At 76.7% G+C, this 19,704-nt stretch carries 12 protein-coding genes; 9 read left to right on the top strand and 3 right to left on the bottom strand.

From position 1 onward, the window contains the following. The first annotated feature begins 264 nt into the window (after positions 1–264). The 8 genes from ACFY07_RS21565 (at position 265) to ACFY07_RS21530 (ending at position 9,402) form a co-directional block, all read left to right on the top strand. A complete protein-coding gene (locus ACFY07_RS21565; RefSeq protein WP_390870660.1) occupies positions 265–954 on the top strand; it encodes a two-component system response regulator in 690 nt (229 codons plus the stop codon). Positions 955–1,250: 296 nt separating this feature from the next. After that, entirely contained in the window at positions 1,251–3,920 is a 2,670-nt protein-coding gene (locus ACFY07_RS21560) for a DNA translocase FtsK (protein ID WP_390870658.1), read from the top strand. Between the two features lie 297 nt (positions 3,921–4,217). Then, complete coding sequence (locus ACFY07_RS21555; protein WP_390870656.1) at positions 4,218–5,147, top strand: helix-turn-helix domain-containing protein; 930 nt, start codon at positions 4,218–4,220, stop codon at positions 5,145–5,147. Between the two features lie 167 nt (positions 5,148–5,314). Then, positions 5,315–6,805, top strand: coding sequence for a 30S ribosomal protein S12 methylthiotransferase RimO (rimO, locus tag ACFY07_RS21550; RefSeq protein WP_390870654.1), 1,491 nt, complete (start codon positions 5,315–5,317; stop codon positions 6,803–6,805). A 35-nt stretch (positions 6,806–6,840) separates the two neighbouring features. Beyond that, on the top strand, positions 6,841–7,536 hold the full coding sequence (gene pgsA / locus ACFY07_RS21545; RefSeq protein WP_390870652.1) for a CDP-diacylglycerol--glycerol-3-phosphate 3-phosphatidyltransferase: 696 nt from the start codon (positions 6,841–6,843) through the stop codon (positions 7,534–7,536). 7 nt (positions 7,537–7,543) lie between these two features. Then, entirely contained in the window at positions 7,544–8,185 is a 642-nt protein-coding gene (locus ACFY07_RS21540) for a CinA family protein (protein WP_390870650.1), read from the top strand. Positions 8,186–8,369: 184 nt separating this feature from the next. Beyond that, positions 8,370–8,732, top strand: a complete 363-nt coding sequence (locus tag ACFY07_RS21535) for a helix-turn-helix domain-containing protein (RefSeq protein WP_111492725.1) — start codon at positions 8,370–8,372, stop codon at positions 8,730–8,732. A 196-nt stretch (positions 8,733–8,928) separates the two neighbouring features. After that, complete coding sequence (locus tag ACFY07_RS21530) at positions 8,929–9,402, top strand: Dps family protein (RefSeq protein ID WP_390870648.1); 474 nt, start codon at positions 8,929–8,931, stop codon at positions 9,400–9,402. A 909-nt stretch (positions 9,403–10,311) separates the two neighbouring features. Here ACFY07_RS21530 and ACFY07_RS21525 read toward each other — a convergent pair. Next, positions 10,312–11,142 carry a DNA-formamidopyrimidine glycosylase family protein gene (locus ACFY07_RS21525; protein WP_390870647.1) on the bottom strand — a complete coding sequence of 277 codons (831 nt, stop codon included), beginning with the start codon at positions 11,140–11,142 and terminating at the stop codon, positions 10,312–10,314. 93 nt (positions 11,143–11,235) lie between these two features. Beyond that, entirely contained in the window at positions 11,236–12,321 is a 1,086-nt protein-coding gene (locus ACFY07_RS21520) for a lipase family alpha/beta hydrolase (RefSeq protein ID WP_390870645.1), read from the bottom strand. Positions 12,322–12,939: 618 nt separating this feature from the next. On the opposite strand from ACFY07_RS21520, the gene ACFY07_RS21515 reads away from it, so the two are divergent. Next, a complete protein-coding gene (locus ACFY07_RS21515) occupies positions 12,940–14,349 on the top strand; it encodes a helix-turn-helix domain-containing protein (RefSeq protein WP_390870644.1) in 1,410 nt (469 codons plus the stop codon). A gap of 306 nt (positions 14,350–14,655) precedes the next feature. Here ACFY07_RS21515 and ACFY07_RS21510 read toward each other — a convergent pair whose 3' ends face one another. Further along, positions 14,656–19,620 (bottom strand): ATP-dependent helicase, encoded by a 4,965-nt coding sequence (locus ACFY07_RS21510; protein ID WP_390870642.1) that lies wholly within the window; start codon positions 19,618–19,620, stop codon positions 14,656–14,658. Between the last annotated feature and the right edge of the window lie 84 nt (positions 19,621–19,704).

Genomic DNA, 19,704 nt, shown 5'->3' with positions numbered 1-19,704 from the left:
CCCGGGCCGCGCCGGGCCGCGCCGTCACCCGAACGCGTGGTGGCCCCCCGGGACGGGAACCGGGTAGGGTCGCTCGGCGTTGCCAGGAGGGGCCGGGGGATCCGGTGGCAGGTCGCGTGCCGCGAGACGTCGTCGCGGCGGGCGGCGACGTGCTGTGGCCGACGAAAAGGTGCGACTACCATGACCGGCACGAGGGCAGGCGGCGCACAGGTGTCGCCCGTGGGGGCGGCGACCGGGGCACTCCCGGGGCGAGGAGGACGGGCCATGGTGCAGAAGGCCAAGATCCTCCTGGTCGATGACCGGCCGGAGAATCTGCTGGCGCTGGAGGCGATCCTCTCCGCGCTCGACCAGACCCTGGTGCGGGCATCGTCCGGGGAGGAGGCGCTCAAGGCGCTGCTGACGGACGACTTCGCGGTCATCCTGCTGGACGTGCAGATGCCCGGCATGGACGGCTTCGAGACCGCCGCCCACATCAAGCGCCGCGAGCGCACCCGCGACATCCCGATCATCTTCCTCACCGCCATCAACCACGGCCCCCACCACACCTTCCGGGGCTACGCGGCCGGCGCGGTGGACTACATCTCCAAGCCGTTCGACCCGTGGGTGCTGCGGGCCAAGGTCTCCGTCTTCGTCGAGCTGTACATGAAGAACTGCCAGCTCAAGGAGCAGGCGGCGCTGCTGCGCCTGCAGCTGGAGTCGGGGCAGGCGGCGGGCGCCGACGAGGCCGAGCGCAAGGAGCCCCCGGTCAGCGGCGGGCTGCTCGCCGAACTGTCCGCCCGGCTGGCGGCCGTGGAGGAGCAGGCCGAGGCGCTCACCAAGCAGCTCGACGGGTCCGCCGACACCGCCGCCGCCGCGACCGCCGCGCACCTCGAGCGGAAGGTCGCCGGGCTGCGGCGGGCCCTGGACGCCCTGGAGCCCGGCGCGGGCGGCGTCGGCGGCGCCTTCACCGGCTAGGGCCGCCCGGCCCGAGGCCGTCCGGGGTCCTGCCGTTCGCGGAGCCCGACCCCGTCCGGGGTCCTGCCGTTCGCGGAGCCCGACCCCGTCCGGGGTCCTGCCGTTCGGCACCGGCGTCCTCCGCAGGTGTGCCGCGGAAGGGCGGCCCGGCCGGGGCTGCCGGGACGGGCAGGTGACGGGCGCTCGGGTGACGGCCGTTCGGGTGGACCGCCGCGTCCCGCCCCGGCCGCGACACGCCCCCCGGGGCCGCGTCCGGCCGCATGTCCCCCGGGTGGCGGCGCCGGTACCCTCTGACCATGGCCACACGTACGTCCGGAAGTGCCCCGCGCACGCCGCCCTCGGGGCCGTCGAAGAAGGGCGCCTCCGGAGCGGCCGGCAAGGGGGCCGCCAAGCCCGCGGCCGCCAGGCCCGCGGCCCGCAGGGCCCCCGCGAGGAAGGCCGCCCCGCCGCCACCGCCGCCCCGGCCCGTGCTCTTCCGGGCCGTGCGCGCCTGCTGGCTGGGCCTCGCGCACGCCGTCGGCGCCGTCTTCCGCGGCTTCGGCGACGGCGCCAAGGGCCTGGACCCCGCCCACCGCCGCGACGGCCTCGGACTGCTGCTCCTCGCCCTGGCCCTGGTGACCGCCGCCGGCACCTGGTTCACCCCCCAGGGCTGGCTGGGCGTCGCCGCCACCGCCGTGGTCAGCGGCGCCTTCGGCCGCCTGGACGTCCTGGTGGCCCTGCCGCTCGCCGGGATCGCCTGGCGCCTGCTGCGCCACCCCGAGCGCCCGGAGGCCAACGGCCGGATCGTCATCGGCCTGGGCGCGCTGACCGTCGGCGTCCTGGGCCTGGTCCACATCGGCTGCGGGGCGCCCGGCATGCAGACCGGCGCCACCCGCATCCGGCAGGCCGGCGGCATCGTCGGCTGGGCCGCCTCCCGCCCGATGATGGCGGCCGCCGGACCGGCCCTCGCCGTGCCCCTGCTCCTCCTCCTCGCCTTCTTCGGCCTGCTGGTGGTCACCGCCACCCCGGTCAACCGGATCCCCGAACGGCTGCGGCTGCTGGGCCACCGCCTCGGCGTCGTGGAGCGGCCCCCGTCCGCGGATGCCGCCGCGCCGGGCGCGGCCGACCGGGAGCACTCCACCGAGCCCCCCGAGGACGCCGACTACACCGCCCTGCCCTACACGCTGGAGAAGGACGGCGGCGACCCGCCGGCCAAGCGCCGCCGCCCGCGCCGCAGGCAGGCCGAGCCGCTGCCCGAGCCCGCCGACGACGGCCTCTTCGCCACCCGCGACGTGGCGCGCGGGGTCGCGGCCGACCTGCAGGGCGCCGTGGAGTTCGGCGTGCCCGGCTCCTCCACCCTGGCGGGCATGGTGCCCCGCGTGGTCGACCGCACCGCCCCGCCCGAGGAGCCCGTCCTCCCGGCCGCCCGCAGCGGCTCCGGCCCCCACGCCCCCGGCGGGCCGGACGCCCCCGACGGCCACGGCCCGGCCCCCGTCCGCATGGAGCAGCTGCAGCTCTCCGGGGACGTCACCTACGCGCTGCCCCCCCTGGACCTGCTGGAGCGCGGCGGCCCGGGCAAGGCCCGCAGCCAGGCCAACGACGACGTGGTGGCCCAGCTCACCGGCGTCTTCGCCGAGTTCAAGGTGGACGCGGCCGTCACCGGCTTCACGCGCGGTCCGACGGTCACCCGCTACGAGGTGGAGCTCGGCCAGGCCGTCAAGGTGGAGCGGATCACCGCCCTCGCCAAGAACATCGCCTACGCGGTCGCCAGCCCGGACGTGCGGATCATCAGCCCGATCCCCGGCCGGTCCGCCGTCGGCATCGAGATCCCCAACCGCGACCGGGAGATGGTCAACCTCGGCGACCTGCTGCGCTCCCGCGCCGCCGCCGAGGACGGCCACCCGATGCTGGTCGGCATGGGCAAGGACGTGGAGGGCCACACCGTGGTCGCCAACCTCGCCAAGATGCCGCACATCCTGGTCGCCGGCGCCACCGGCGCGGGCAAGTCCTCGTGCATCAACTGCCTCATCACCTCGATCCTGGCCCGCGCCACCCCCGACGAGGTGCGGATGGTGCTGGTCGACCCCAAGCGGGTCGAGCTCACCGCGTACGAGGGCATCCCGCACCTGGTCACGCCGATCATCACCAACCCCAAGAAGGCCGCCGAGGCCCTGCAGTGGGTCGTCCGCGAGATGGACCTGCGCTACGACGACCTGGCCGCCTACGGCTTCCGCCACGTCGACGACTTCAACGCGGCGGTGCGCGCGGGCAGGGTGCAGCCCCCGGCCGGCAGCGAGCGGGAGCTGACGCCCTACCCGTACCTGCTGGTGATCGTCGACGAGCTGGCCGACCTCATGATGGTGGCCCCGCGCGACGTCGAGGACTCCGTGGTGCGCATCACCCAGCTCGCCCGCGCCGCCGGCATCCACCTCGTGCTGGCCACCCAGCGGCCCTCGGTCGACGTGGTGACCGGGCTCATCAAGGCCAACGTCCCCTCCCGGCTCGCCTTCGCCACCTCCTCGCTCGCCGACTCCCGGGTCATCCTGGACCAGCCCGGCGCGGAGAAGCTGATCGGCAAGGGCGACGCGCTCTTCCTGCCGATGGGCGCGGGCAAGCCGGTCCGCATGCAGGGCGCCTTCGTCACCGAGGCCGAGGTCGCCGCGGTGGTGAAGCACTGCAAGGAGCAGCTGACGCCCTCCTACCGCGAGGACGTCACCGTCGGGTCCGGCCAGAAGAAGGAGATCGACGAGGAGATCGGCGACGACCTCGACCTGCTCTGCCAGGCCGCCGAGCTGGTGGTCTCCACCCAGTTCGGGTCGACCTCGATGCTCCAGCGCAAGCTGCGTGTGGGATTCGCCAAGGCGGGAAGGCTGATGGACCTGATGGAGTCGCGCGGGATCGTCGGCCCGAGCGAGGGGTCGAAGGCCCGCGACGTCCTCGTCAAACCGGACGAGCTGGACGGCGTCCTCGTCGAACTCCGGGGGTGACCTCCCGGTCCCCGGACTCGTTCGGGAGGTGGGGAACCGATCGGCGTGCCGCTGCGTCCACGCGGGCAGGGGCCGTGCGGACGCCGGTCCGCACACGCGGCCGGCGCGGCCGGGACCGGGCGACCGGTCCGGGTACGGGCCGGTCCGGGCACGGGGGGCCGGACGCCGGTTCCACCGGGCCCGCCGGGTGCGTGGGCACGGGCCGTGCGCATTCGGTCCCGCCCGGCTTGATAAAGGGTTTCCCACCCCCTCTAGACTGATATTCCAGCAGGTGGCCAACGCTCGAAAGGCGCCCAAGTGACCATCGGCAAGTCCCCGCTCGGCGACAACCGCCGGTCCGACACCGCCGCGCCCGGCTCCGCTCCGACGATGTCCGGGTCCTCCGCGATCGGGCGGCGCAGACCGCCCGTCCCCGCCTCCTTCCAGCCGCCTGCCGAGGCCGTGCCGGCCGCCGCCCCCCTGCCCACGATCGGCCGGATCCTGGCCTCCGCCCGGATCGACGCCGCGCTGACCGTCGATCAGGTCAGCTCCGCCACGCGGGTCCGGGTGCCGATAGTGCACGCCATCGAGGAGGACGACTACAGCCGCTGCGGCGGCGACTTCTACGCCCGCGGCCACATCCGGGCCATCGCCCGGTACGTCGGCGTGGACGGCGACGCCCTGGTCGCCCGGTACGACGCGGAGCACGGCGGCGCGCCGTCCTCCGCCCGCCCGGCGCAGATCTTCGAGGCGGAGCGGATCCGCACCGAGCGGCGGCGCCCCAACTGGACGGCCGCCATGGTCGCCGCGATCGTCGCCGTGGTCGCGCTCATCGGCTTCAACCTGGCGAGCGGCCGGGGCGCCGGGCACGCCGAGAAGGTCGCCTCCACGCCGCTGCCCAGCCGCAAGGCGTCGGCCCCGGTCACCGTCCGGCCGACCCCGCCCGCCACCCCGCGCACGGAGTCGCCGATCGCGGCCGCCCCCGCGGACCGGGTCACGGTCAAGCTGGTCGCCCAGAACGGCGACAGCTGGGTCTCCGCGATCGACAGCCAGGGCAACACCCTCTTCCAGAAGAACCTGCAGTCGGGCGAGGACCAGACCTTCACCGACCCCAGGAGGATCAGGCTGGTGCTCGGCAACGCCGGCGCCGTCCACCTGTACGTCAACGGCAAGGACCTCGGCCCGGCCGGGCCGGACGGCCAGGTGGTCAGGCTCACCTACACCCCGGGCGACCCCGAGGCCGCGTAGGCCCCGCGGCCGCGCCGGCCGCCCCCGCCGCACCTGTCTGGACCGCCCCGGCCGCCCGACCCTGCACTGCCCCCGCCGCCCGACCCTGCACTGCCCCCGCCGCCCGCCGCGGCGGCCGCGCGGCCTCCGGAGACACACCTCCGGGGGCCGCGCGTTAACCTTGCGGCATGCCAGAACGCCGTACTGTCGCCCTTGTCACGCTCGGATGCGCCCGCAACGAGGTCGATTCCGAGGAACTCGCCGGGCGGCTGGAGGCCGACGGCTGGCAGCTCGTCCCGGACGCCGCCGACGCCGACGTGGCCGTCGTCAACACCTGCGGCTTCGTCGAGGCCGCCAAGAAGGACTCCGTGGACGCCCTGCTGGAGGCCAACGACCTCAAGGGCCACGGCCGCACCCAGGCCGTCGTCGCGGTCGGCTGCATGGCCGAGCGCTACGGCAAGGAGCTCGCCGACGCCCTGCCCGAGGCCGACGCCGTCCTCGGCTTCGACGACTACGCCGACATCGCCGACCGCCTGCAGACCATCCTCTCCGGCGGCCACCACACCGCGCACGCGCCCCGCGACCGCCGCAGGCTGCTGCCCCTGACCCCCGTCCAGCGCCAGGCCGCCGCCACCGAGGTCGCCGTCCCCGGCCACGGGGCCCCGGAGGACCTCCCCGAGGGCCTGGCGCCCGCCTCCGGCCCCCGCACCCTGCGCCGCCGGCTGGACGACAGCCCGGTCGCCTCCGTGAAGCTCGCCTCCGGCTGCGACCGCCGCTGCTCCTTCTGCGCCATCCCCGCCTTCCGCGGGTCCTTCCTCTCGCGCCGCCCCGCCGACGTCCTCTCCGAGACCCGCTGGCTCGCCGAGCAGGGCGTCCGCGAGGTCATGCTGGTCAGTGAGAACAACACCTCGTACGGCAAGGACCTCGGCGACATCCGGCTGCTGGAGGCCCTGCTGCCGGAGCTCGCCGCCGTCGACGGCATCGAGCGGGTGCGGGTCAGCTACCTGCAGCCGGCCGAGATGCGGCCCGGCCTCATCGACGTGATGACCGGCACCCCCGGCGTCGTGCCCTACTTCGACCTGTCCTTCCAGCACTCCGCGCCCGCCGTGCTGCGCCGGATGCGCCGCTTCGGCGACACCGACCGCTTCCTGGAGCTGCTGGAGGGCATCCGCGCCAAGGCGCCGGAGGCCGGCGTCCGGTCCAACTTCATCGTGGGCTTCCCCGGCGAGACCGAGGCCGACCTGGCGGAGCTGGAGCGGTTCCTCACCCACGCCCGGCTCGACGCGATCGGCGTCTTCGGCTACTCCGACGAGGACGGCACCGAGGCCGCCGGCTACGACGGCAAGCTGCCCGAGGACGAGGTCGCCGAGCGGCTGGCGCGGCTGAGCCGCCTGGCGGAGGAGATGACCGCCCAGCGCGCCGAGGAGCGCGTCGGGACCGAGGTCGAGGTGCTGGTGGAGTCGGTGGTCCCCTACGACGACGCCGAGGACGGCGACGGCGACGGCCCGGTGGTCGAGGGCCGCGCCGCGCACCAGGCGCCGGAGACGGACGGCCTGACCACGCTCACGGGCGCGGTGGACGCGGTGCCCGGCCGGTTCGTCCGGGCCCGCGTGGTGGCCGCCGAGGGCGTCGACCTGGTGGCCGAGCCGCTCGACGGCGGCGCGGGGGGCGGCGCGTGACCCGTGGGGCCCGGGCGGGGGGCAGAGGCGCCCGCGTGGAGGAGGCGGCCGGGCTGACGGCCGCCGAGGCGGCGGGAGAGGCCATGGCGGAGCACCACGCCCCCGCACCCCCGCCGGTGCCGCCGGGCGCCGGCGGGGCGGCGGACGGCAGCGGGCCGCCGCCGGGCATCTGGAACGTCGCCAACCTGCTGACCATGCTGCGCCTGCTGCTGGTGCCGGTCTTCGTGGCGCTGCTCCTCGCCGCGGGCGGCCACGACCCCAAGTGGCGCGCCGTCGCCTGGGCCTCCTTCGCCGTCGCCATGATCACCGACCTCTTCGACGGCGAACTCGCCCGCCGCAAGGGCCTGGTGACCGACTTCGGCAAGATCGCCGACCCCATCGCCGACAAGGCGATCATGGGCGCGGCGCTCGTCGGGCTCTCCGTCCTCGGCGACCTGCCCTGGTGGGTGACCGCGGTCATCCTCGCCCGCGAGCTCGGCATCACCCTGATGCGCTTCTGGGTGATCAAGCACGGCGTCATCCCGGCCAGCCGCGGCGGCAAGCTGAAGACCCTCACCCAGGGCATCGCGGTCGGCATGTACGTGCTGCCCCTCACCGGCTGGCTGGCCACCGCGCGGGCGGTGCTGATGGGCGTCGCGGTGCTGCTCACCGTGGGGACCGGCGCGGACTACGTCCGCCAGGCGCTCGTGCTGCGGCGGGCCGGGCTTGCCCGCGCCCGTACGGGGGCATGATCCGGGTATGAGCACGCCCGCACCCGGGGACGGCGGCGACGCCGTCCCCGACCTCGCCCGGCGGCTGCACGCGGCGCTCGGCGCCGCCGGCGGCACCGTCGCCGTGGCCGAGTCCCTCACCGGCGGCCTGCTGGCCGCCGAGTTGGTGGACGTCCCGGGCGCCTCCCGCACCTTCCGGGGCTCGGTGACGGCCTACGCCACCGACCTCAAGGAGTCGGTCCTCGGCGTCGACGGCGGCCTGCTGGCCGCGGAGGGCCCCGTCCACCCCCGGGTGGCGCTCCAGATGGCGGAGGGCGTGCGGCGGCTGATGGGCGCCGTCTACGGCGTGGCCACCACCGGCGTGGCCGGCCCGGACCCGCAGGACGGCAGGCCGGTGGGCACCGTACACCTCGCGGTGGTCGGTCCGGGGGGAAGTGCGGTCTCCTCGCCCGTGCTGTCGGGGGGGCGTGCCACAATCCGACGCAAGGCGGTGGCCGCCGCCCTGGAACTGCTCCAGGACCAGCTGGGACTCCCCGCCGGGGCCCACGGCGGGGCTCCCGCCGGGCCCGGCCCCCGTGCCGGGGACGGGGAGGAACGGGGCGTGGACGGGGAGGAGCGGGACCGTGCGGGGAAGGACCGTGAAGGGGCCGGGAGGCACCGGAATGGGTGAGGGGCGCCCGGCGTTGCAGGCGTCCACCGGGGCGCCCGGCGGCGCGTCCATAGCGGGAACCACAAGGGAGGGGCCATGCGTACAGCCGAGAGTGAACACGACCATGGCCCCCGCACGTGATGCGGGCAAGGCGGTACGGTGGGGACGTGACGTCTCGATCCGCGGTCCGAGGAGGGAGCCACCGATGATCCTGCTCCGTCGCCTGCTGGGTGACGTGCTGCGTCGGCAGCGCCAGCGTCAGGGCCGTACCCTCCGCGAGGTGTCCGCGGCGGCACGCGTCTCCCTCGGGTACCTCTCGGAGGTCGAGCGCGGACAGAAGGAGGCGTCCTCCGAGCTGCTCTCCGCCATCTGCGACGCGCTGGACGTCCGCATGTCCGAGGTCATGCGCGAGGTGAGCGACGAGCTGTCGCTGGCCGAGCTGGCCGCCGGCGAGCCGGTGCGCCCGGTGCTGGAGCCCGTCCCGGTCCCCGGCCCCGCCGCCGACCGGATGAGTTCGATCACCCAGAAGACCGCCCAGGCCGCGGCCGTCGACGTGGTGGCCGCCTGACGGGCCGGCCGCCCGCCGCCGCCCGTCCGGGCACCCTCCTCCCCGAACGGTCCGAACGCCCCCACCGGCCCGAATGGTCCGCCGGATCGGGGGCATGCGACCGGTGCCGCTCCGGAGACCGCTCCGGTCGGCGTGATCGAGTCCCCGGCTGCCCGGGGCGGCCGCCGCCGTCCGGGGCGGGAGGAGCAACCCAGAGATGACAGTCGTCAAGAGCCCGCTCTCCGACAGCGACCGCGAGATCACCGGCAACGCCCTGCAGAGCGCGCTGGTCGACCTGCTCGACCTCTCGCTGCTGGCCAAGCAGGCCCACTGGAACCTGATCGGCCCGCGGTTCCGCTCCATCCACCTGCAGCTCGACGAGGTCGTCACCACCGCCCGTACCTACTCCGACACCGTGGCGGAGCGGGCCGCGGCGATCGGCGTCAACCCCGACGGGCGCGCCGCGACCGTGGCCAAGACCAGCGGCCTGCCCGACTTCCCCTCGGGCTGGGTGCGCGACACCGACGTGGTGGAGGCCCTGGTGGAGGCGTTCGCCGCCGCCATCGGCCGCATGCGTGAGCGCATCGAGGCCACGGAGAAGCCCGACCCGGTCACCCAGGACCTCTTCATCGGCCTCACGGCCGAGATGGAGAAGCAGTACTGGATGTTCCAGGCGGAGAACCAGAGCTGAACCCGGTGGAGGCGGCCGCGCCGCGAGCGGCGCGGCCGCCGAGCCGTGCGCCCTCACCCCTGCAGACCTGATCCCCGCGGACCTGACTCCCGCAGACCTGATCCCCGCGGGTCCGGCCCCTGCGGACCGGGCGGACCGCGGGGCCGGAGCCCTCAGGGATCCCGGCCCCGCCCGTGGGGGCGGTGTCCTCCTTCGTCCCCGCCCGGCCCCTGGTGCCGCGACCGGCCCGTGCCCCACCGTCGTGGCCTCACCGCCCCGCCCGTGCCCCACCGTCCTGGCCCCACCCGTCCGTACTCCGCGACCGGCCCCTTCGAGGCCCCAGGGAGGCGGGTCCCATGCATCGGTCCACGCATCGGCCTCCGACGACCCCGCGCTCCGCGGACACCGTCCCGCGCGCCGTCCGTACGGCGGTGTCCGCCTGCCGCGCCGCGGTCCCGCTGCCCCGGCGCACACCGGCGGCCTGGGCTGCCGCGGCTCTGCTGTCGGCGCTCTGCTGGTGGCTGCTGCTCGCCGGCCCGGCCGTCCTGCCGGGCGGGACCGCATCCGTGCTGGGGGCGCTGGCCGGCAGTGGTCTCGGGCTGAGCCTCCTGCCCGTGCACTGCAGCCGTCGGCGCACCGGCCCGGACCGCCGGCGGCGCCCCGGCCGCCCGGGCCCGGACCGCCCGGGCCCGGACCGCTCGTGCCCGGACCGCTCGTGCCCGGACGGCCCCGGCCCGGAACGTCCCGACTCCGGGCGTCCGCTCTCCGGCGCCCCGTCCGCCGGCAGCCCGTCCTCCGGCCTCCCGGATGCCTGCCCTCCCGTCTCGCGCGGTCCGGCCGGGCCGTACGGCTGCGTCCCCGGGTGCCGGGTCCACGCCGCCGGCGGGCAGCTCCGCGCTCCGGGCGGGGCGTCCCTCTGCGGCCGCCGGGTCAGCGGCGGGGAAGGCCTCTGCGGGGGGTCCGCGGAACCGGGGACGGACCCCGCTGGCAGACCGGGCACCAGTAGGTGATCCGCTCCAGGGACGGGTCCTCCCGCTCCGCCACCGCCACCGTGGTCCCGCACCGCAGGCACGGCTGCCCCGCCCTGCCGTAGACCCAGTGCCGTCGGCCCGGCCGCGTGTCGCCCGTGGTGACGTGGCCGTACCGCAGCTTGTTGGCGTCCAGCGCCCGGTGGGCCAGGTCGAGCAGACGCCCGGGCCGGTCCACCTCGCCGACGGGGGTCCACGGCGTCACCCCGCGCAGGAAGCACAGCTCGCAGCGGTAGACGTTGCCGATCCCGGCCAGGGTGCGCTGGTCGAGCAGGGCCTCGCCGAGGGGGCGGTCCGGCTGCCGCAGCAGCCGCCGCAGGGCCTCCTCCGGGTCCCAGTCCGGCCCGAGCAGGTCCGGCCCGAGGTGCCCGACGGCCTGCGCCTCGTCCTCGGTCCGCAGCAGCTCCACGACGGGGAGCCGGTAGCCGACGGCCGCGCCCGCCTCGGTGCCGAGGACCACCCGGACCTGCCAGTCGGGCCCGCCGCGCCAGCGCTCCCCGGGCCGGTACACCTGCCAGCGGCCGTCCATGCGCAGGTGGGTGTGGAGGGTCCAGCCGCCCGAGACGCGCGTCAGCAGGTGCTTGCCCCGGGGGACGACCGCGGTGACCTCGCGGCCGGCCAGGTCCGCGGTCGCCAGCCGGGGCACCCGCAGGTCGGCGGTGGTGAGCACCCGGCCCGCGAGCGCCTCGCGGAGCCGGGTGGCGGCCATGTACACGCTGTCGCCTTCGGGCACCCCTCCATCATGCCGCGCGCCCCCGGGCCGCGGCGGCGGTGTCGCCGTGCGGCCCGGGGGCTCACCGGTCCCGGTGCGGGAGGCGGGTGGACCTCAGTGCACCGGGCCGGTCAGGGGGAGCACCACCTGGCAGGGGATGCCGCGGGGGTGCTCCGGGTCGAGGGCGTTGAGCACGTAGGTGAGGGCCACCGGGTCGTAGGACATCTCGAGGTGGTCGGTGAGGTCGGCCTCGCACTGGTCCTGCACCGTGATGTTGACGGTGTCCGGGCCGCTGAGGTAGGCGGTCTGGTAAGGGGTCACCACCTTGTCGTACCGGGTGACGACCGTGGTGTAGGAGATGCCCGGCACGGTGTCGCCGCCCGCGTTGAGCGCGGTGATGAACGGCGAGCCGACCTGCTGGTCGGCCAGGGCGGGGAACGTGGTGTTGAGCAGCCGGTTGACCGGCTCGAGGATGTGCAGGGCCTGGCCGAGCGTGGTCAGGCCGTCCAGGGTGGTGCCGTGGCCGCTCGGGGACATTCCGACGAGCCGGCGGACCTTCGTGGAGCCGCCGAGGAACTTCGTGTAGTAGCGGGCGACGGCCCCGCCCTGGGAGTGGCCGACGAGGTCGACCCGGTCGGCCCCGGTGGCGGCGAGGACGCGGTCGACGAACGAGGCCAGGGATGCCGCGCTGCCGGTGATGCGGCCGACGCCCTGGATGGCGGAGGTGGGGGACGGGCCCCCGTAGGTGAGGGCGAAGACGCAGTAGCCGTTGTTCGCCAGCAGCGGCGCCGCGCCGCGCCAGGTGCTGTTCATGTTGCCGAACGTGCCGTGCACCAGCACCACGGGGTCCGGGTGGGCGGCGCTCGGACGGCAGCTCCAGTTGTTCGCCCCCGGCGGCGCCTTCTGGGGGGTCAGGAACCCCCGGACGAATCCGGACGAGAAGTTGTAGTTCACCGGTAGCTGCTGGGCCTGGGCGGGTGCGCCGACGACCGCGGACAGGGCCAGGGCCGCCGAGGTGGCGGCGGCGGTGGCTGCCGCGCGGAGGGTGCGGCGGGTACGGCGGGTACGGCGGGCAGTGCTGCCGGGGTGGGTGGCGGTGCCGTCGGAGGTGGCGGGTTCGGGGCGGGTGGCGGGTTCGGGGCGGGTTGTGGAGGTGCTCCGCGTGCTCGGGGTGAGGTGCCGGCGACGGGTGGGACGCATGGCGGGTCCTCTCGCTCGGGGTGCCTGCGCGGTCGATCGGGTGGTGCGCAGGGTCACCGGTGGCGCCCCGGCCGGAATGCCGGCCGGGGCGTGCGCGGGAATGGCGAGGAACGAGGAATACGACCTGCGGAGAGGAATTCGGGGGCGCGGGCAATCCCTCCCGCAGGCTGGCCAGACCGTAGGTTCCGGCCTTTCCGGGTGTCAACGGAGAAGTACGCGGCGGGTCGAAGATGGCGGCGGGCGAAGAGTCCGGTACGGCGAAACACTCGCCGGGGCGAGTGTTTCGCCGGTGTTGCGGGCTCCCGTCGCGGACGCTCCCCCGGCGCACGTGAGCAGCTTCCACCGAAGAGCGGTGACGGTCCGTCATGACGGTGCGGGGCCGGTGCGCGGCCGGCGGAACCGGCGGCCGCCGCCGCACACGGCCGTTCCGTGCGCAATCCTTCACAGGACGGAAAGGCGCGGGATGCGGCGTTGACACGGGTCCGGAAGCAAATCGATACTGCGGCGGAGTCGGAAATCCTCCGCTTCGGCAGGGCGTTCCACCGCGTCGCGCCGTCCCCGCCGGCAGTCGTCCGCTTCCACCTGCGGAGGGCCGGGGGTGCGGAGGGAGTGGGACGGATGCCGCCGGTACGGGACGGCAGGGCCGGCGGACCGGCAGCAGGGCCCGACGGGCCCGGAGCGCCGGAGGTCTCCTACGACCGCCCGTGGGCCGCGCTGCCGCCGGAGTTCGCGCCGCTGCTGCGCGCCGAGCACCGCAGGCTGACCGCGGAGATCGTCGCGGAGGTCCGCCGCCGGATACCGGAGTTCGCCCGGCCGCTGCACGGCTCCTTCGGCACCGGCATCCAGCTCGGGGTGCGGCAGGCGCTGGACCGCTTCGCCGACCTGATCGCGGGCGACGACGCCCCGGACGAGGAGGGCACCCGCGTGTTCCGCGCCCTGGGGCGCGGCGAACTGCGGGAGGGGCGCAGCCTGGACGCCCTGCAGGCCGCCTACCGGCTCGGCGCCAGGCTCGCCTGGCGGCGCTACTCGGTCGTCGCCGAGCGCGCCGGGATGAGTCCCGCCCTGCGCGCGGTCCTGGCCGAGGCGCTCTTCGCCCACATCGACGGGATCGCCTGCGCCTCCGTGGAGGGCTACGCGGAGGCCCAGGCCGACGCCGCGGGCGCCCGGCAGCGGCGGCGGCACCGGCTCCTGGAACTGCTCGCGGAGGGAGCGGCCCCGCCGCTCGTGAAGGAGGCGGCGCGCGCGGCCGAGTGGCGCTGGCCGCAGGAGGTCAGTGCGGTGGTGCTGGGGCCGCCCGCCGACCCCTGGGCCCCGCGGACGTCCGCCGCGGCGCCGGACTGGCCCGCCGGGGTGCTCTGGGACTTCGAGCGGCCCGACGCGTTCGCCCTGGTGCCGGAGCCCCGGGACCCCGGCCGGGCGGCCCTGCTGCGGGCCGTCCTGGCGGGCCGGACCGCCGTCGTCGGCCCGGCCGTCGCCCCGGAGCGGGCCGCCCACTCGCTGCGCTGGGCCCGGCTGCTGCTCGACCGGCTGCTCCCGGACCCGGCGCAGCAGCGGGCGCCGCGGCCGGTGTTCTGCGACGACCGGCTCGACACGCTGCTGCTCCTGGTGGACGAGGAGCTGGTGCGGCTGCTGGCGGAGCGCCGTCTGGCGCCGCTCGAGGCGCTGACGGAGAAGCAGCGCCGCCGTATCGAGGAGACCCTGCTGGCCAGACTGGAGACCAACGGGAGCGGACCGGAGATCGCCGCCCGGCTGGGCATCCATCCGCAGACGGTGCGTCAGCGCATGCGCCGGGTGGACGAGCTGTTCGGCCAGGCCCTCGTCGATCCCGGGGTGCGCTTCCAGCTGGAGGTGGCGCTGCGCGGCAGGATGCTGGCCGAGCATGGACCGGCCGAGCATGGACCGGCCGAGCGCGGACCGGCCGAGCGCGGACCCGCCGGGCGTGGACCCGCCGGGCCCGGTCCGGCCGGACGCGTCCCGGCGGGGAGCGACCTGACGGGACACGACCTGACGGGGCGTGTTCCGGGTTGACCCGGGCGCGTCCCGGCCGGCTGCGGCCCGCGCAACGCGGTTCCTCCCGGGTGCAGTTCGCCCGGGTGCAGTGCGACCGCCTGCGGTCCGGTCGACCGGGGTCCGGCCGGCCGCGGCCCGGCGGGACACGGGTCGGGCGTCCCCGGCCGGGTGCCGGCGTCGCACGCGCCCGGTGGCGGCCGCCGCCGGCACCCGGACGTCGCTGACGGCAGGTCAGCACGGCGAAGAGGCCGTCGCCGTACGGTCCCGGCCTCCTCGCCGGTCGCGGCGGCCGACGTGCGCGGCGCCGCTCACCGGCTCACCCGCTCATCCGCGCAGCCGCAGCCCGCGGGGGGTGGGGTGGAACCCGGCCTCCTCCAGGGCGCGGCCCAGGGGCGAGGTGAGGGCGGCCTCCCCGTTGGTCCGCTCCACGGTGACCCCGCCGAGCGCCCCCTCCCGGACCGCCCGTGCCAGGGCCTCGGTGGCCGGCCCGAGCCGGTCGGCGTCGTCGGCCCAGGAGAGCAGCGACTTGCCGCCGCGCTCCACGTACAGGACCAGCTCCCCGTCGACCAGGACGACCAGCGCCCCCGCCTTGCGGCCCGGCTTGTGCCCCGACCGGGCGTCCTCGGCACCGGGCGGGTCGGGCCAGGGCAGGGCCGCACCGTAGGCGTTGGCGGGGTCGGCGGCCGCCAGGACCAGGGCCCGCGGGCCGTCGTCGGTCCGGGGGCCGCGGCCCCCGGGCGGCCGGATGCCCGGCGGCAGGGGGCCGGTACCGGGCACGCCCGGCCCCCCGTCGGGGTCGCCCCATCCCGCACCGGCGGCGGCCGACCGCTCCAGGGCGCCGTTGACGGCGCGCAGCCGGTCCACCGCGCCGTCGGTGGCGAACTGGGCGGCGCCCAGGCCGTCCACGACGTAGCCGCGCCGGGCCCGGCCGTTCTCCTCGAAGGCGGACAGCACCCGGTAGGCGGCGGCGAAGCCGCCCGGCACACGCTCGGCGGCCACCGCGCCCCGGGTGACGACGCCGTGCCGGTCCAGCAGGGTCTGCGCCACGGCGGTGGCGCGCAGCGTGGGGTCGCCGGTCCGTTCGGGGAGCAGCGACCAGCGGCCGGCCGTCGTGGGCGGCCCGGTGCGGGAGGTGTGTCCGGCGCGGCCGCCGAGCCCCCGGCCCGCGCCGCCGATGCGGCCGCGGGGGACGGCGCGCGGCGCCCGGTGGGCCGTGGAGCCCGCGGTGCGGCCCGAGCCGAGCAGGGCCCGCATCGGGCCGAGGGTGTCGTTGGTGGCGTACCCGGCCCAGACGAGGTCCCACAGGGCGTCGGCCAGGGCGGTGTCGGACGGCGGGGCCTCCCCGGCGGCGGCCGCCGCGGCCGTGGCCCGGTCGGCGAGCTGCCGGAAGAAGAGGCCGTAGCCGCCCGCCAGGGCGTCCAGCAGGGCGCGGTGGACGGGCGTGGTCTCCAGGGGCAGCGGCTCGGGCAGCAGCAGGTGGGCGGTGTCGGCGAGGTGGAGCGTGACCCAGCCGTCCTTGCCGGGCAGTGCCCCGGCGCCGGACCAGACGACCTCGCCGGCGGCGGTGAGCTCGTCGAGCATCGCGGGGGAGTAGTCGAGCATCCGGGAGGGCAGCACCAGCTTCTCCAGGGCGGACGCGGGCACGGGGGCGCCCTGGAGCTGCTCCACGGCGCGGACCAGCCCGTCCACGCCCCGCAGCCGGCCGGCCCCGACGTGCTGCCACCGGGGGAGGAAGGCGGCGAGCGCGCGCGGCGGCACCGGCTCCACCTCCTGGCGCAGCGCGGCCAGCGAGCGCCGCCGCAGCCGCCGCAGCACCTCGCTGTCGCACCACTCGCTGCCGCTGCCGCCGGGCCGGAACTCGCCCTGGACGACCCGCCCGACGGCGGCCAGCCGGTGCAGGGCGCCGGCGGCCACGGCGGTGCCGAGGCCGAACCGGGCGGCGGCGTCGGCGGCGGTGAACGGCCCGTGGGTGCGGGCGTGGCGGGCCATCAGGTCACCGAGGGGGTCCTTGACCGGCTCGGTGAACGCCTCGGGCACGCCCACCGGCAGCGGTGTGCCCAGGGCGTCGCGCAGCCGCCCGGCGTCCTCGACCGCGGCCCACCGCTCCTCGCCGGCGATCCGCACCCGGATGGCGCGGCGGGCGGCCTCCAGCTCCGCGGGCCAGCCCGGCTCCGCGCCCCGCTCGGCCAGTTCCGCCGTGGTCAGCGGGCCCAGCAGCCGCAGGGCGTCGGCGACGCCCTCGGCGTCCTTGACCCGCCGGTCGGGGGTGAGCCGCTGCAGCTCGGCCTCCAGCCCGGCGAGGACGTCCGGGTCCAGCAGCTCGCGCAGCTCGGCCTGGCCGAGCAGCTCGGCGAGGAGCCGTGAGTCCAGCGACAGCGCCGAGGCGCGCCGCTCGGCCAGCGGCGAGTCGCCCTCGTACAGGAACTGGGCGACGTAGCCGAAGAGCAGCGAGCGGGCGAAGGGGGAGGGCTCGGGCGTGGTCACCTCGACCAGGCGGACCCGCCGGGCCTCGATGTCGCGCATCAGCTCGACCAGCCCGGGGACGTCGAAGACGTCCTGCAGGCACTCGCGGACGGCCTCCAGCACGATCGGGAACGACCCGAACTCCGAGGCCACCTGGAGCAGCTGCGAGGCCCGCTGGCGCTGCTGCCACAGCGGGGTGCGGCGGCCGGGGCTGCGGCGCGGCAGCAGCAGGGCGCGGGCCGCGCACTCGCGGAACCGGGAGGCGAACAGGGCCGAGCCGCCGACCTGGTCGGTGACCAGCTGCTCCACCTCGCCCGGGTCGAAGACGGCGGCGTCCGCGCCGAGCGGTGCCTCGTCGGCGCCGGGGGCCGGTGCGGCGCCGGCCGCCCCGGCGAACGGGTCGAGCTCCTGCGGGAAGTCCAGCAGGTCCGCGTCGGGGAGCCGCAGCACGATGCCGTCGTCGGCGTGCATGACCTGCGCGTCCAGCCCGTACCGCTCCTGCAGCCGCGCGCCGAGGGCCAGCGCCCAGGGGGCGTGCACCTGGGCGCCGAAGGGGGAGTGCACGGCGACCCGCCAGTCGCCCAGCTCGTCGCGGAACCGCTCCACCACCACGGTCCGGTCGTCGGGCACGTGCCCGCAGGCCTGCCGCTGCTCGGCGAGGTAGGAGACCACGTTGGCGGCGGCCCACTCGTCCAGCCCGGCGGCCCGCAGCCGCTCGCGGGCGGCGTCGGGGGCGAGGCCGCCGACCTCCCGGAGGAACGCGCCGAGGGCCCGGCCCAGCTCCAGCGGCCGCCCCAGCGCGTCGCCGTGCCAGAACGGCAGCTTGCCGGGGACACCGGGCGCGGGGGAGACCAGCACCCGGTCGTGGGTGATGTCCTCGATCCGCCAGGAGGTGGTGCCCAGGGTGAAGACGTCGCCGACGCGCGACTCGTACACCATCTCCTCGTCGAGCTCGCCGACCCGGCCGCCGCCCTTCTTCGGGTCCGCGCCGGCCAGGAAGACCCCGAACAGGCCCCGGTCGGGGATGGTGCCGCCGGAGGTGACGGCGAGGCGCTGCGCGCCCGGGCGCCCGGCGACGGTACCGGCCACCCGGTCCCAGACGACCCGGGGCCGCAGCTCGGCGAAGGCGTCGGAGGGGTAGCGCCCGGCGAGCATGTCCAGCACCGACTCGTACGCCGACTGCGGCAGCGCGGCGAACGGCGCGGCGCGCCGCACCACGGCCAGCAGCTCGTCGACGTCCCAGGTGTCCAGGGCGGTCATCGCGACGACCTGCTGCGCCAGCACGTCCAGCGGGTTGCGCGGCACCCGCAGGGACTCGATCCGGCCCTCGCGCATCCGCTCGGTGACCACGGCCGCCTGCACCAGGTCGCCCCGGTACTTGGGGAAGACCACGCCGGTGGAGACCGCCCCGACCTGGTGCCCGGCCCGGCCCACCCGCTGCAGGCCGGACGCGACCGACGGCGGCGACTCCACCTGGACGACCAGGTCGACGGCGCCCATGTCGATGCCCAGCTCCAGGCTGGAGGTGGCGACCACGGCGGGCAGCACCCCGGCCTTGAGCTGCTCCTCGACCACGGCGCGCTGCTCCTTGGAGACCGAGCCGTGGTGGGCGCGGGCCAGCACCGGCGGCGCCGCCCGGCTCGCCCCGGCCTGCGCCGCGGTCGCCGCGGGGGAGTGGTCCTCGGGCAGCGGTCCGCCGCCCGCGCGCTCGTGGGCGATCTCGTTGAGCCGGTTGCAGAGCCGCTCGGCGAGGCGCCGGGAGTTGGCGAAGACGATGGTCGAGCGGTGCTCCTGCACCAGGTCGGTGATCCTCTCCTCGACGTGCGGCCAGATCGACGCCTGCCGCGCCGGGTCGCCCGGGGGGCCGTCCTGCTCCGGGGGCCGGCCCCCGGACAGCTCGCCCAGGTCCTCCACCGGGACGACCACCGACAGGTCGAACTCCTTCGCCGACGGCGGCTGGACCACCGCCACCCGGCGCTGCGGGCTGAGGAAGCGGGCGACCTCGTCCACCGGGCGCACGGTCGCGGAGAGGCCGATACGGCGGGCGGGCCGCTCCAGCAGGTGGTCCAGCCGCTCCAGGGTGAGGGCGAGGTGGGCGCCGCGCTTCGTCCCGGCGACGGCGTGCACCTCGTCGAGGATCACCGTCTCCACACCGCGCAGCGCCTCCCGGGCCGCCGAGGTGAGCAGCAGGAAGAGCGACTCGGGGGTGGTGATGAGGATGTCCGGCGGGTGGGTGGCGAAGCGGCGCCGCTCGGCGGCCGGGGTGTCCCCGGACCGGATGCCCACCTGCACCTCGGGCTCGGGCAGGCCGAGCCGCACCGCGGTCTGCCGCAGGCCGGTGAGCGGGGAGCGCAGGTTGCGCTCGACGTCGACGGCGAGCGCCTTCAGCGGCGAGACGTACAGGACCCGGCAGCGCCGGACGGCCTCGGCGGGCGGCGGGACGGTGGCGAGGCGGTCCAGGGCGGAGAGGAAGGCGGCGAGCGTCTTGCCGGAGCCGGTGGGCGCCACCACCAGGACGTCGGAGTCCTCGCCGATGGCCCGCCAGGCGCCGGCCTGGGCGGGGGTGGGGGCGTGGAAGGCGCCCTCGAACCAGGACCGGGTCGCGGGGGAGAACCCGGCGAGCGGGTCGGACGGCGCGCCCGCGGGTGCGCCGGGCCCGGGACCGGACGGCTCACCGGACGGCTCACCGGACGGCTCACCGGACGGCTCACCGGACCGCGGACCGGACCGCGGGCCGCCGGCCGTGCGGGGCCGCCGGTCCGCGGCGTCCCGGGGGCCGGGGTCCGGGTCGGGGCCGCCCTTCGGGGCGGGGGTGCGTCGCGCCATCCCCCCATGGTGCCCCGCCCCACTGACAGCCGGCCCCGGACGGCACCGCCGTCCCGCGTCCGGTCCAGCCCGGCGCGGCACACC

The sequence above is a fragment of the Streptomyces sp. NPDC001380 genome (assembly GCF_042895785.1).
In the GTDB taxonomy this organism is placed as follows: Bacteria; Actinomycetota; Actinomycetes; order Streptomycetales; family Streptomycetaceae; genus Peterkaempfera.
Note: the sequence above shows the minus strand (reverse complement) of the source record. Positions and strands in the feature narration are given on the sequence as shown.